This window comes from Vibrio sp. HS-50-1 (assembly GCF_024747315.1).
GTDB classification, from domain to species: domain Bacteria; phylum Pseudomonadota; class Gammaproteobacteria; order Enterobacterales; family Vibrionaceae; genus Vibrio; species Vibrio diabolicus.
In genome coordinates this window covers 1,201,007-1,214,483 of sequence record NZ_JAMPZF010000048.1, presented here as the reverse complement: position 1 = coordinate 1,214,483, position 13,477 = coordinate 1,201,007, and the positions used below count along the sequence as shown (strand labels likewise).

Sequence of the window (13,477 nt, the reverse complement as noted above, 5' to 3'; positions counted from 1 at the left end):
AGCACGTCTTACACCGTACATGAAGACAACTCGATCACCATCAGTGACGAGCAACTACTGGCTAATTCGTCGGATATTGAAGGCGACGTAGACATCAGTAGTGTGACTTACAGTGGCAACGATGGCGTCTTCCAAGACAATGGCGATGGTACGTACACCTTCTCTCCAAACGAGAACTTCAATGGCGAGGTCAGCCTAGACGTTGTAGTTGTCGATGAAGAGGGTGCGACAGACTCAACCACTGTGGGTATTACTGTTCTTGAGGTGAACGATCCACCAATCGCAGGTGCGACAAGTTACTCTGTTAATGAAGACGAAGTCATTATCTTCACGGAAGAGCAACTGCTAGCGCAATCAAGTGACGTGGAAGGCGACGTGAGCCTAGAAAGCGTCTCTTACAGTGGTAGCGACGGTATCTTTACTGACAACGGTGACGGTACATTCAGCTTCGCACCAAATGAAAACTTCAATGGTGGCGTAAGTCTAGACGTAGTAGTGGCTGATGAAGACGGTGCAACTGCGACAACCAACGCGAACATTGATGTATTGCCAGTCAACGATGCTCCGGTATCTGGCGATTTGGCTTACAGCGTCGATGAAGACGGTTCAATCACATTGAGTCAAGAGCAGTTACTGGCTCAAGCGGGTGACGTCGACAGCAATAATCTAGAAGCAGTGAACTTAACCGCGGTAGCCAATGCAACCGTTGTTGAGAACCAAGATGGTAGCTTTACGATTACGCCTGATGCGAACTTCAATGGCGATATAGACCTAAGTTTCGACTTGATTGATAACGATGGTGCGAGCGTAGAAGTGGGCGTTGACCTAACGGTGAACCCAATTAACGATGCGCCGCAATCAACGCCAGTGAATATTGCTGGCACTGAAGATACCACCATTCTTATCACGCAGGACATGTTGCTTGCTAACGCGACAGACATCGACAACACCTACGACGAACTGTCTGCTGTTGACCTAGTGATTGATGAGCAATACGGTGACTTGCTAGATAACGGTGATGGTACTTGGTCATTCACTCCGGCTGAGAACTTCAATGGTGATGTGCCAATGTCGTTCGGCGTCAGCGATGGTGATTTAGTGACGCCGGTTGAAGGCAATCTAAACATCGAAGCGGTTAATGATGCACCAGAAGCGCCAACCATCCAGATGCAAGGCGAAGAAGATGTGGTCATGGTGATTGACCCAGCTTACATCGCTGATCAAGTTACGGATCTTGATGGTGACGAAATCAGCGTAGAAAGCATCACGGTTCGTGCTCCTGCAAACGCGACATTAACTCAGCAGCCAGATGGTATGTACCACTTGGTAACCACTCAAGACTTCAATGGTTTGGTAGAACTGGGCTACACCGCGACGGATGGTGAAGAAGTGGTTGAAGGCTCGTTGAATGTGGATGTCATTCCAGTCAACGATGCTCCATTCAATGTGGGTAATGCCTTTATGGCAACCGACGAGGATGGCGCATTCACCTTCGACGCTGGCGACCTGATGAACTTGTTCGGCGATATCGATACTGAAAACCTAGTCGTATCACGCATTATCACCGCAGAAGGTGAAGATGGTGGTGAGGTAACAGATAACGGTGACGGTACTTGGACATTCACACCGACTGGCGATTTTTCAGGGGTTTCTGACTTACAAGTTGTGGTGAGTGACGGTGAGTTTGAGACGGTACTTGATGTACCAGTGTTTGTTCGCCCTGTTGCAGATGGCGCGGTCATTACAACCGACCATGATGGTCCGTTAGTGTTCGGTGAGGACGAAACGGGTCACCTAGGCTTGAATGTCGGTCTAATCGACGATTCAGAAACGCTAAGTAACCTAGTGATGACTGGTTTCCCTGTTGGCTTCGAAGTTACGGATGGTGTGAACACCATTACCATCACGGAACCGGGTCAATATATTGACTTGAACGAGTGGGATATCTCAGACCTGCAAATGACGCCTCCGGCTGACTTTAATGGCGAGTTCTTCGTAACCGTGACCGCAACAACGGTGGATTACGGTGACGAGCCAGAAGAGTTCGAAGATGGCATCGATTCAGGTGACTTCGAAACCCTAGCGGGTGAACCAGTTATCCTAACCTCTGATGACCTAATCGGATTGGCAGAAAACGTGGACGCTGACGCGGGTGATGAAGTGAAATTCGTTCACCTAGCTGATCGCAGCCAAGGTGAGATTGTCGATAACGGTGATGGCTCATGGACATTCAATCCAGCACCAGGCTTTACTGGTGAAGCGGATATCGCTTATGTGATTGATAAAGACGGTGTGCTTCATGATGAGCAAACGGGTGTGGTCGTGAAAGAAGACGCGCCACAAGAGAATGCTTCTCCAGAAATCGACAGCATCTCTACCACAGAAATGGCAGCGGATGGCACCTTGTCGTTCACCAATGATGACATGCTATCGACCTTGAGCGATGCAGAAGGCGACAGCTTGAGTATTGAGTCAGTGAGCCTAATGGAAGGTCAAGGTGTGATAGAAACCGATAACCAAGGTAACTACCAATTCACACCAGCAGAAGGCTACACCGGAGGTGTTCAAGTTGGCTTCATTGCAACTGACGGTGAAAACCGTATTGAGAGTTTCTTTAATGTCGACATCCAAGGTGAAGGTGAAACCACAACCAGCGAAGGCTACGCACTGGCTGATGATGGTTCACTAACACTAACGGAAGCACAGTTGATTGATGAGCTTGGCATTAGCCCTTCTGCAGAAGTGTTGGATGTAGCCGATGCAAACGATGCTGGTTTCTTCGCGAAATCAGGTGACGAAGAGTGGACATACTGGCCGAACGATGACTTCGATGGCAATTTGGCTATGGATGTTCAGGTCAACGACAACGGTGAAGTATCGACTCAGAATCTGAGCATCCAAGTTGCGGACGATTCAGCGCAAAGTGACGAGCCACAAATCCAAACTGCTCAAGCATCAGCAGAGCAGCAAGTTGGCGAAGCGCAACAACCTGAAGAGCAAGCAGCAAACGGTGCAGACAGTGAAGAGGAGAGCGCTGCTGATGTGACTGCAGCACCAGGCGATACCATTTCTATCTCGGTTCCAGATGAGGTCAGTGGTAACGAATCGGTGGATTATGCAGAAATGTCCGGTCTACCTGATGGTGCATCGGTAAGCAACGCACTGGATAATGGCGATGGCAGCTTCACATTAAGTGGCAACCTGAACCAACCAGTATCGGTTGACCTACCTGAGGGTTACGAAGGTACAAGCGAAATCCAATTCCAAGGTTACGACGAATTGGGCAGCGCAGTAGAAGGTGCGAGTGGGACAGTTGAAGTTGAAGTCGATGATCAATACACCATGCAAGGTTCTGCCCAAGATCAGCAACCAGACATGGCGGGTATGGAATCTGGTGGCAGCGACTGGACAAGTGCTGGAGGTCAAGATCAAGGTGTTGACTTCACGGATGACTCTGGCAGCTTCGACTCGGATACTCAAACGGGTACTGACCAAGGCAACGATTTCGATCAAAGCTCAATGTAACCAGTCCTAGACGAGGGCAGTGTCATTACTGCTCAAACCAAAGCCATGCAGAGTCTACTTTGCATGGCTTTTTTGTCGGATTTCTTTCTATGAGCTGTAGAAAAAACTTGGAAATTGAAAAAAGTATTCTTAGCTAGTTAAAGAGTGAGTTACAAGGAGGAGCGACATGTACCGTTATGTCAGTTCGCCAAAAGCGTCAAAGTACATAGTACCGCCGCCACTGCATCGTGAGTTGTCGTGTATGGATGTGCCGGAGTCAGAGCTTGAGATGCGTGAAATTCTGAACAATTGGTTTGCCGATGGATTGGCGCCGATCATTCAAAATGAAGACAATTACATCTCTGCTAATGAGCAACAGCGCTTTAAGCAGCTCAGCCGCACGGTGGGTGTGCTACTGCGTAATAAAGATTACTACTTCGCCACTAAGCGGATTCTTTCGTTGTGGGAGCAAGACTGCTTAGAAACGACTTACGTTAATTATCTGATTTTACGTAGTGAGCGCATACCATACTTCGAATAAGCCCTATTTATAGGCTTAAAATAGTGATTTACATGGTTTTCTTAGTTACTTTTGATACCTGTATTTAACATTTTTGTAAACATCGTTATATTTAAGGCTCATCGTTGTCAGGAGTTTATGGATGAACCTTACGATATCAGGGAAGTTGCAGCTCAGTTTTGTGCTGCTAGCCGTACTTTTTATGGCATCAGCGGTATTCACGTATCGCAACGTCACTACCGTAGAGCAATACGCCTCTTCGCTACTTAAATCCGATTTACCGACCGTAGACACCAGTCGCGGTATCCAACAGTCCGTTCAAGCGTCGTTGTCTTCTATTCGAGCCTACATGTTGCTAGGCGGCGATGAAGAGGCTAGCGCACGTCTGAGTGAGGACGTGCGTAATATCATGGTGTCAACAGACGAGTCGCTTCCGACGTTGCAGGCTTTGATCTCTGAACAGGATTTTCAAGCGATCCAAAGCCAGTGGGATGCGGTCAAAGTCTCTTTGAACAAGCTGATTGAACTTAGCCACAGTGATGAGAACTTACCCGCGCACAACCTCTTTATTAACGAAGCGGCACCCATTGCAGAAGTGGCACTTGATCAGCTTCAAAGCTTAATCAACGAAGAGTCAGGAAACCCATTTGGTGGAGACAGAAAGCGTCTGTTTAAAGTCTACGCCGACAGCTATACCTCGCTCGCCAATGCACTGTCTGCTTTGCGAGATTTCCTGTTGTACGGGCAGCAAGATCATCTGGACAAATACCACGACTTGATTAAGTACCACAATCAGTCTGTGGCGGAAATCGATAGCAAACTCGACAGACTGACTGATAACGACCAATCGTTGTGGTCACTGTTTAAAGAAATGCAGCAACTGTACTTTCCGTTAGCAGAGCAGGTAATTGCATTGCGTCAATCGCCAGAGTGGAATGAATCAAACTTGTTGATGGCGAACGAACTGTTGCCAGCAGCGGATGCATTAGACCAAAGCTTAGAGACGATCGTATTGGCTCAACAAAGTCGTGCAGATAAAAGCGGACAGGGTATCAATCAGTCGATCAAGAACGTACTCACCACCATGCTGATTGCAGCGGCATTGGTTTTGTTTGCCGCAGTAGCGATTTCAAAATACATGGGCAATACCATTGGTCGTCGAGTGAAAAACTTATCGGAGCGAGCAAAGACGATCGCTTCAGGGGACGTTTCTCAACCTCCGCTCACCGTTGTTGGGAAAGATGAATTGGCAGACCTTACCGATTCGATTAACCGCATGAACCAATCGTTAGCGAGCATCGTGGCAGGGGTGAGTGAGAAAGCGCACCAAGTGGATACCAGTATGGGGGCTTTGTTGGAATCGGCGCAAGTCACTTCATCGAATGTTGAACAGCAACAGACCAGCATTGTTGAAATGGGAAGCCAATTGGATGAAATCGCTTTAGCCGCGCGTAACACCCTAGATCAAGCCAATCAATCGGTGCAGAAGCTTTCTGATTCAAAAGGCGAGATTGAACAAGGTCGCGATGCGCTAGAGCAAAACAAAGTCACGATGGAAAGCTTACATGGCAGCATTGAAACCGCGAGTACGCAAGTGACGCAGTTAAGCAAAGAGAGCGAAGCCATTGGCCGAGTGACGGAAGTAATTGAAGGCTTGGCAGAGCAAACTAACTTACTGGCATTGAATGCCGCGATAGAAGCAGCGCGTGCGGGTGATCAAGGGCGAGGCTTTGCGGTTGTGGCGGACGAAGTACGTATGTTAGCGACTCGCACTACTCAGTCGACGACAGAAATCAACGGCATCATTAATGCGATTCAACGCTCGACTAATTCGGTAGTTGAGGAAATTGAACACAGCCAATCACTTGCGGAGCAGGGCGCGGAGCACATTGAAAAAGCGGTAACTCGTTTGCTTGTTACTACTGAGCAAATTGGCTCTTTGAATGAACAAATGGCAGAACTTGCGGCAGCGGCAGAGCAGCAATCTCATGCGACCAATTCCATCACTGGATTAATGTCCGATATTACTCAATCAGTGGATGAGGTTTCGAATAACAGCCAATGTGCATCAGAGATATCATTGCAAGTAAAAGAGCAAGTTACCGAGCTGAATCAACAGATGGCGACCTTCAAGATGGCGTAGATAAGGTTTGCATCTTTTCATCAACTTTTGATTGTTAACCAAATAGTAAAAAAGCCCCAATCCTTTTCACACAAAAAGGGTTGGGGCTTTTTGTTGGATGATACGCCGATATTTGTCTACTTGCTCATTGGATTTAGCTATTTAAATCATAGCTAAAACCAAATTTTCTTCACCGAGCCGGAGTCGTAATATGACTCCATCGGCAGCAAATACTGCAAAAGAATTTTTAAACTTTATACCGATCTGAGTAAGAGAATCGTTCGTTACTACGATTGGTATCATCCTTCTAGGAGTAAGATTATGAACAAACAAGTAAGCCTAATTGGTCTAGACAGCGAACAATCAGCACAACTAGCTCAACAGCTAAATCAACTACTAGCGCATTACCAAGTGTTGTACATGAACTCACGCGGTTACCACTGGAACATCAAAGGTCAGCAATTCTTCGAACTGCACGTAAAATTTGAAGAGATCTATACGGATCTACAAACCAAAATCGATGAGCTTGCAGAGCGTATTCTTACCTTGGGTCATACACCAGCGCACGCATTCAGCCACTACTTGGAAGCAAGTGAAATTAAAGAACATCAAAACGCGACTTCTGGTAAGGAGTGTGTACAAGGTCTGGTTCAAGGCTTTAGCGTTCTACTTCTAAAACAGCGTGAGATTCTACAAAACGCGGGTGAAGCAGGCGACGAAGGTACCGCGGCATTGATGGGTGACTACATCCGTGAGCAAGAAAAATTAATGTGGATGCTTAACGCTTACCTACAAGGCTAAGCGACGCATCACCCGAGCACTCACTTGGGGGCGCATAAATAAATCGGGAATAAGTCAAAGGAGCACGCGAGTGCTCCTTTTGTTTATGAAAGTGCCTAGTTAGTCGTGAATGTGCTTAAAAGACTGAAAATGTTCGAGTAAATCGGTCAGTTCTGTTACAGCAAGAGAGGCGGAGTCGTGGAATTGTGCTGTCGTATTGTGGTGAACAAGACAGGATGGCATTTGGGCGTTGTATGCGGCTTGTAGGTCATAAAGGAAATCGCCCACATAAAGTACTTCATCTGGCATTAATCGCCACTCTTTGGCTAGGACTTGGAGCGATAAAGGAGCAGGTTTTGCTGGGTAGCATTCACGAGTGAGGACATGTTCAACATCAATTCGGTTATGTTCCAACTTACGCTGCGTAGCGATCAAACAGTTGCGCGTTACTATCGCGGTTTTAACTTTATGCTGATGTAAGTATGCCAAAAGCTCGTGGCAACCCAGCATCGGAGATGATTGCTCAGCATCAGAAATTTCATGATCAAAGATAACATTATGGGCATGCTCTCTCTGATGTGGATGGTCAAGCTTATCAACAAAATCCAATAAATCTTCGTTTTGTGGACAGCCTAGTTGCTGACGAAGATCTTTGAAGTTCATATCGGAGCTGACGAGCGTATTGTCTAAGTCGAAAATAACGGCTTTGACTCTTTCAAGTTTTAATGGAAAAGGAACCATGATGACCTCGTACGACTTAAACCAAGCTATCTTTCTAAAAACAAAAGGTTATTGTTAATTTTAGATTCAAACGTGTTACTTGTACGAAAATAAATCACTGATACGTCACAAATTAAATAGTCTCAATAATGTTGGTGTTTGATTACTTCTCTTCAAGACGGAAAATTTTGCCTGTATCTGTTGAAAAATAGACATAGCCATCCGGACTGATGGTGATATCTCTGACTCGCTCGCCAAGATTCTCCATCAATCTTTTTGATTCGGTGAGCTTGCCATTCTCAATAGAAACCACGTTGATGTGCGCCAGCTTCAAGGCACCGGCGAGGATTTTTCCATCCAACTCTGGGTACTTATCACCACGATACACCACCATATTGCTTGGCGCGATAGACGGAATATAAACCAACTTTGGGTCTTCCATATTCGGTAAGCTTTTCGCTTCTCCAACGTCTAACGGTCCCCAATACTCTTTACCCTGAGAGACTTTTGCCCAGCCGTAGTTTGCACCTTTCCTAATCAGGTTGATTTCATCACCACCACGAGGGCCATGCTCAATCGACCAAAGTAGTTTTGTTGCTTCGTCGTAAAACATGCCTTGTGGGTTACGGTGCCCGTAACTCCATATTTCAGGGCGAGCCTCAGAAGTCTTGAATGGATTATCTTGTGGTACCGAGCCATCAAGGTTGAGGCGAAGAATAGTGCCTGCATGGGTTTGAGTGTCTTGCCCATTATCACGTTCGCCACGGTCCCCAATTGAGAAGTAAACCTTGTCATCGACAAACGCAATACGGCTGCCGTAATGACGGCTGGTGTCCGTGATGGCGTCGGCGACAAAGACGTCTTTCCAACCCACAAGTTGATTGTTTTTCAATTGTGCGGTCGCTAAGGCTACAGTATTTCCTTTATCGATACGTTTGCTGTAAGTAAAGAAAAACTGTGGATTTTGTGGAGCGGTATTCGGCACTAGCGCTACATCTAATAAACCAGCTTGCCCACTGGTGTTCACATTCGGTACTTTGAAGAGGGTTTGCTGTTTTCCCGAAGCAATATTAAGTAATGAAACGGTGCCGTTTTTTTCATTCACGATCATTTGTTGCTTATCGAGAAATTCAATTCCCCATGGGATTTGAAACCCATTGGCAACCTCATTGGCGCGATATTCCGCAGCATCGATAGAAAAAGCTAGGCAAGCGAGTAGGGTCGCAGTGATAGTTCTCATGGTTCCTTCCAATATGAATCCAAGATACTTAAAAACTAACACTAAAAGAGGACGTTTGGCAGGGTATGCGAACATAAAAAATCCCCAATACGAGATCGGGGATTGAATTAAGACTAGAGAATTGTTTACTTAGCGAGCCTACATCGCTTCTTCGAAGATCTTAGAGATCTCTTCGTGCGTTGCTTGTTTCGGGTTGGTGAAACCACAAGCGTCTTTTAGCGCGTTGTCCGCTAAGGTTGGGATATCTTCTAGCTTCGCACCAAGCTCTTTTATGCCTGATGGGATGCCGACATCTTTAGCGAGCTCAACGATAGCATCAATGGCCGCCGCAGCACCTTGCTCTGCTGACATACCTTCAACATCAACACCCATTGCTTTAGCAACGTCACGTAAACGCTCTGGACATACTTGCGCATTGTAACGTTGTACGTGAGGTAGAAGAATTGCGTTACATACACCGTGTGGTAGGTCGTAGAAGCCGCCTAGTTGGTGCGCCATTGCGTGAACGTAACCAAGAGATGCGTTGTTGAATGCCATACCTGCCATGAACTGTGCGTATGCCATTTGCTCTCGAGCTTCAAGGTTTTCACCGTTTTTCACTGCTGTGCGAAGGTGAGCTTGAATCAGTTCAATTGCTTTGATTGCTACCGCGTCAGTGATTGGTGTCGCAGCGATAGATACGTAAGCTTCAATCGCATGTGTTAGCGCATCCATACCAGTTGCGGCAGTAAGAGACGCAGGTTTAGCAAGCATCAACTCAGGATCATTCACTGACATCAATGGTGTTGTGTGCTTGTCCACAATCGCCATCTTAATGTGGCGCTCTTCATCTGTGATGATGCAGAAACGCGTCATTTCAGAAGCAGTACCAGCCGTTGTGTTGATTGATACGAGAGGCAGCATTGGTTTTGCTGATTGGTCAACGCCTTCGTAATCGCCGATCTTGCCGCCGTTTGACGCCACTAAAGCGATACCTTTTGCACAATCGTGCGGTGAGCCGCCTCCGAGTGAGATAACGAAGTCACATTCGTTTTCTTTTAGTAAAGCTAAGCCATCATTAACGTTGGTGATAGTAGGGTTTGGTTGAGTGCCATCGTACACAACGGTTGCTACGTCGCGTTCAGTGAGAAGGTCTTGAACTTGTTTGACTACACCGATTTGGTTAAGGATCTTATCCGTAACGATCAAACCTTTTTTAAAGCCTTGAGATTGGATGCTGTCTGCTGCGTCTTTTAAACAACCAGCGCCCATTAGGTTTACCGTAGGGATAAAAAATGCACTTGTCATATTGGATAGCTCCGTCGTTATTTTTAATAATCTTTCTTAATTTGCCATTTACTGTCGCACACTCGTTTCCAGATTGAAGTTGATCTGAAGCAAGTTTACCTATTTAGAGGTATTTGCAAGAGAAAAACTGTGACAGTGATCTTGTTGCACAGCGTATAGGTGCAACACAGATATAAAGTAGAACAAATATGAAACCAGTGACGCAATCGATTGGTAAAAATTGATATCTAATACGGATATATCTCTAAATTAGACTAAAGTATAAAAAATCCCCATTAATAACTTAACTATCAATGGGGATGAGAGGTAGGTTTATAAGTTATCTATCAATAATTAGGCAATTTCAATCAGCTTTGATACTAACTTTTCGATACCTGATGCCGCTTGAGAGATATTCTCTGCCAACATATAAGCAGGGGTTGATAGAACGAGGTGTGTTTCATCAAAAACGATATCCTCGACAGAGCAAGTGATGTGCTCGCCGCCCATTTGATTAAATGCTATCGAGATCGCTTCATCGTTGCCTACGGTGCCTTTCACGCCTTGATCATAAATCATCGGAATAATGACTGGTGAAATACACAGATAACCTGCTGGCTTTTTCGCATGAGCGAATGCGCGACATGCTTGAGCTACGTGTGTATTAATCGAGCACTCAGCCCCTGATACTGCGAAGTCAGTGAGGTTTTTAGCGGCACCAAAACCGCCAGGTAATAGTAGAGCATCAAACTCATCTGGGTTTAATCTTGCAACATCATCAATATTGCCACGTGCAAGGCGTGCAGATTCCACCAACACATTTCGTGTTTCGTCCATCTCTTCGCCAGTTAGATGATTAATCACGTGTAATTGATCGATGTTAGGAGCAAAGCAATGCCATGATGCGCCTTCTTTTTCAATGGCATGGAGTGCTAATACGGCTTCATGCAGTTCTGTGCCATCGTAAACACCTGAACCACTGAAGATAACTGCGACTTTTTTCATTTGAGAATTCCTTTAGTCTGAGGTTTCCGTTTGTTGCTCTGTTTCTTTTAGATGTTGAGTGCTCGAATCAGTTTCGGCGATTTCGCTATCGTCGTCTTCTTCATCATAGTAGCGCACAACAAAAGGTGTAAGCATAACACTCGAGGGCAGAAAATGTTTCATATCGACTCCAACTGCGTAATGGAGTGATTTTTATACTGATTTTTATAAAACAGTACGTTGAATCTGATCATTTTTGAGTTAAGCTGATGTTTCCTTTGGCATTCGTGAGTGGTAGGTCACATGAAATCAGTGCAATTTCGTTTCACACTTTATGGTTGTATTGCCATCCTCTCTTGGAGTTGCTTACTTGGCATTGCCAGGTTGGTAACCGAGAGCCTAGGTCCCGTGGGCGGGGCGGCCATGTTGTACTCTCTCAGTTCTATTTTCCTTCTTATCGTAGTTGGCATTCCGAAGTTATCGTACTTTTCTCCAAAATATCTCGTGCTTGGTGGCGCAATGTTCGTTTGTTATGAAATATTTCTCGCTTTATCTCTGGGATATTCCAACTCGCGTGCGCAGGCTATTGAGGTGTCGATTGTCAACTACCTTTGGCCAGCACTCACTGTTTTGTTTGCGGTTTTAGGCAGTAACAAAAAAACAAACTGGCTGCTTTATCCAGCGGTTGCGCTGGCGTTTATCGGAGTCTCGTGGACGGTGAGTGGTGAGAATGGCTTATCCGTTACTCAGATTATGTCCAATGTCAGTAGTAACCCTTTGGTGTACTTTATGGCTTTCGCAGGAGCTGTTATATGGGCCTTTTATTGTAATTTAACCCAGAGGCAGCAATCCAAACATAACGCGATTACGTTGTTTTTTATTGCTACTGCTGTTTCGTTATGGGTGAAATATGCGTTTGCTGATGAGCCAGAGATGACTTTTTCATGGGAAGCAATGGGCTACCTTTTTGCTTCTGCGGCGTTGATGGCTGGTGGTTATGGTTTGTGGAACATCGCGATTGTTGGCGGAAACATGGTCTTTCTTGCGACGCTTTCTTACTTTACGCCCATTTTCTCTGCGCTGTTTTCTTCCATTATTCTTGGTGTGACGTTGAGCCCGAGCTTTTGGCAGGGGGTTGTGATGGTTACGGTGGGCTCTTTGCTTTGCTGGGTTGTCACCAAGGAGAAGCGTGAAGCTGCAGGTTAAACCAAAATTATCTGGTTTTATCTTTGCGCTGTATGCTCAAATGACAGAAAGAAAAAAGTTCCCGACCGAGGGAGCTTTTTTCTTTCGTGTTCTAACAGTTTGCGACGTTTAAATGGAGTTGCAGTTTGAATCTGTGCTTCGACAGACGTTTCGTTAACTGAGTACGAGTTTGTTCCAACTTATCTAATGCGATGGTGTCGTCATCGACGTGCAAATCGATGTTAATACGAAGCTCTTGGCCCACTTTAGTGATACCCGCTAACTTCAGCTGGTGGTCAGATGTTTTTTCTATCTCTAGTACATCATTGCCAACGACCTGACATAGCTCTTTGCTTGGTGTCATCATTAGTAGTTCACGTAGTGCACCAACCAACATATCAAAAGGAACTTTCAGAAAGTAGAAGCCCATTAGCACCATCATCATAGGATCGGCATAAACCGCATATTCAGCGAATGGCGTTAGTGATACAACCCAAGCAGCAACAAATCCTACCGTCACCGCTACACTTAATAGCGTATCCATCTGCCACTGTTTTTTCTCTGCTTCAATCAAGCCTGATGAGAAGCGACGGCTGCGTTTCGCCATAAACCACCAAGCGTAACCACAACCGATGACGTTTACGATGCCGAAGAGAGTGGCAATAGAAGCATCGACTTCACGGCCTCCGGACATCAATGCTGAAATTGCAGAGTAAAGAGAAAAGCTTACAACCACTAAAATAACAGCCGCTTTTATCGCAATAACGATTGGCTCTAAGACCGCTTTTCCAAATGGGAATACAGATTTTGAGGGCTTGTTAATATAGTAGGAAGCGGCCAGTGACAATAAAGTTAACAGTAAGCTGACCAAAGAGTAAACACCGTCAAAAACGATGACAATTGATCCTACAAGCAAGCCAAGTACCATACCACCAGCAGCGAACCCAGATGCTAAAAGGGCTGAAATGGTTAGAATACGGTTTTCGTTTTTGCTTGTCCTGTCACACATAAAAGATGCCTTTAAATTTTAATACCTTACTATTCTTCTCGCATAAGGTAATTTAGGCAACCACTAAGTGATCAGGTTCTAATCTAAAAAGTTGCGTTTTTGTTTATGTTCTTATAAAACAATGATTTGCTGCATGATTGTGGTGCC

General features: G+C 45.5%; 11 protein-coding genes. 5 read left to right on the top strand and 6 right to left on the bottom strand.

Annotated features, from left to right (window positions below; all coding sequences use genetic code 11):
- The 4 genes from NDJ01_RS24650 to NDJ01_RS24635 all read left to right on the top strand — a co-directional run.
- The coding region (locus NDJ01_RS24650) for a tandem-95 repeat protein (RefSeq protein WP_258587565.1) at window positions 1-3,525 on the top strand (3,525 nt) is incomplete at its 5' end.
- Window positions 3,526-3,691: 166 nt separating this feature from the next.
- Window positions 3,692-4,045 carry a hypothetical protein gene (locus NDJ01_RS24645; protein ID WP_258587564.1) on the top strand — a complete coding sequence of 118 codons (354 nt, stop codon included), beginning with the start codon at window positions 3,692-3,694 and terminating at the stop codon, window positions 4,043-4,045.
- Between the two features lie 121 nt (window positions 4,046-4,166).
- Window positions 4,167-6,167: a methyl-accepting chemotaxis protein gene (locus tag NDJ01_RS24640; protein WP_258587563.1), complete on the top strand. Its 2,001-nt coding sequence runs from the start codon at window positions 4,167-4,169 to the stop codon at window positions 6,165-6,167.
- A 300-nt stretch (window positions 6,168-6,467) separates the two neighbouring features.
- On the top strand, window positions 6,468-6,947 hold the full coding sequence (locus NDJ01_RS24635; protein ID WP_048625240.1) for a Dps family protein: 480 nt from the start codon (window positions 6,468-6,470) through the stop codon (window positions 6,945-6,947).
- Between the two features lie 99 nt (window positions 6,948-7,046).
- Here NDJ01_RS24635 and NDJ01_RS24630 read toward each other — a convergent pair whose 3' ends face one another.
- The 5 genes from NDJ01_RS24630 to NDJ01_RS24610 form a co-directional block, all read right to left on the bottom strand.
- Window positions 7,047-7,667, bottom strand: a complete 621-nt coding sequence (locus NDJ01_RS24630) for an HAD family hydrolase (protein WP_258587562.1) — start codon at window positions 7,665-7,667, stop codon at window positions 7,047-7,049.
- Window positions 7,668-7,809: 142 nt separating this feature from the next.
- Window positions 7,810-8,886: a PQQ-dependent sugar dehydrogenase gene (locus tag NDJ01_RS24625; protein ID WP_258587561.1), complete on the bottom strand. Its 1,077-nt coding sequence runs from the start codon at window positions 8,884-8,886 to the stop codon at window positions 7,810-7,812.
- A gap of 138 nt (window positions 8,887-9,024) precedes the next feature.
- The gene (yiaY, locus tag NDJ01_RS24620) at window positions 9,025-10,173 is read right to left on the bottom strand and encodes an L-threonine dehydrogenase (protein ID WP_005391135.1); all 1,149 of its coding nucleotides are present in this window, start codon (window positions 10,171-10,173) and stop codon (window positions 9,025-9,027) included.
- A gap of 333 nt (window positions 10,174-10,506) precedes the next feature.
- The gene (gene elbB / locus NDJ01_RS24615; protein ID WP_150917930.1) at window positions 10,507-11,157 is read right to left on the bottom strand and encodes an isoprenoid biosynthesis glyoxalase ElbB; all 651 of its coding nucleotides are present in this window, start codon (window positions 11,155-11,157) and stop codon (window positions 10,507-10,509) included.
- A gap of 12 nt (window positions 11,158-11,169) precedes the next feature.
- Window positions 11,170-11,319: a hypothetical protein gene (locus NDJ01_RS24610; RefSeq protein WP_006742043.1), complete on the bottom strand. Its 150-nt coding sequence runs from the start codon at window positions 11,317-11,319 to the stop codon at window positions 11,170-11,172.
- Window positions 11,320-11,439: 120 nt separating this feature from the next.
- Between NDJ01_RS24610 and yddG the strand changes: the two genes are divergently transcribed.
- Window positions 11,440-12,342, top strand: coding sequence for an aromatic amino acid DMT transporter YddG (gene yddG / locus NDJ01_RS24605; protein WP_258587560.1), 903 nt, complete (start codon window positions 11,440-11,442; stop codon window positions 12,340-12,342).
- 91 nt (window positions 12,343-12,433) lie between these two features.
- Here yddG and NDJ01_RS24600 read toward each other — a convergent pair whose 3' ends face one another.
- The gene (locus NDJ01_RS24600; protein WP_005391129.1) at window positions 12,434-13,330 is read right to left on the bottom strand and encodes a cation diffusion facilitator family transporter; all 897 of its coding nucleotides are present in this window, start codon (window positions 13,328-13,330) and stop codon (window positions 12,434-12,436) included.
- Window positions 13,331-13,477: the final 147 nt, after the last annotated feature.

What these genes read in the sequence shown, in the direction of transcription:
- NDJ01_RS24645 (WP_258587564.1), top strand. Translation starts at nt 3,692, where the DNA reads ATGTACCGTTATGTCAGTTCGCCAAAAGCGTCAAAGTACATAGTACCG.
- NDJ01_RS24640 (WP_258587563.1), top strand. Translation starts at nt 4,167, where the DNA reads ATGAACCTTACGATATCAGGGAAGTTGCAGCTCAGTTTTGTGCTGCTA.
- NDJ01_RS24635 (WP_048625240.1), top strand. Translation starts at nt 6,468, where the DNA reads ATGAACAAACAAGTAAGCCTAATTGGTCTAGACAGCGAACAATCAGCA.
- NDJ01_RS24630 (WP_258587562.1), bottom strand. Translation starts at nt 7,667, where the DNA reads ATGGTTCCTTTTCCATTAAAACTTGAAAGAGTCAAAGCCGTTATTTTC.
- NDJ01_RS24625 (WP_258587561.1), bottom strand. Translation starts at nt 8,886, where the DNA reads ATGAGAACTATCACTGCGACCCTACTCGCTTGCCTAGCTTTTTCTATC.
- yiaY (WP_005391135.1), bottom strand. Translation starts at nt 10,173, where the DNA reads ATGACAAGTGCATTTTTTATCCCTACGGTAAACCTAATGGGCGCTGGT.
- elbB (WP_150917930.1), bottom strand. Translation starts at nt 11,157, where the DNA reads ATGAAAAAAGTCGCAGTTATCTTCAGTGGTTCAGGTGTTTACGATGGC.
- NDJ01_RS24610 (WP_006742043.1), bottom strand. Translation starts at nt 11,319, where the DNA reads ATGAAACATTTTCTGCCCTCGAGTGTTATGCTTACACCTTTTGTTGTG.
- yddG (WP_258587560.1), top strand. Translation starts at nt 11,440, where the DNA reads ATGAAATCAGTGCAATTTCGTTTCACACTTTATGGTTGTATTGCCATC.
- NDJ01_RS24600 (WP_005391129.1), bottom strand. Translation starts at nt 13,330, where the DNA reads ATGTGTGACAGGACAAGCAAAAACGAAAACCGTATTCTAACCATTTCA.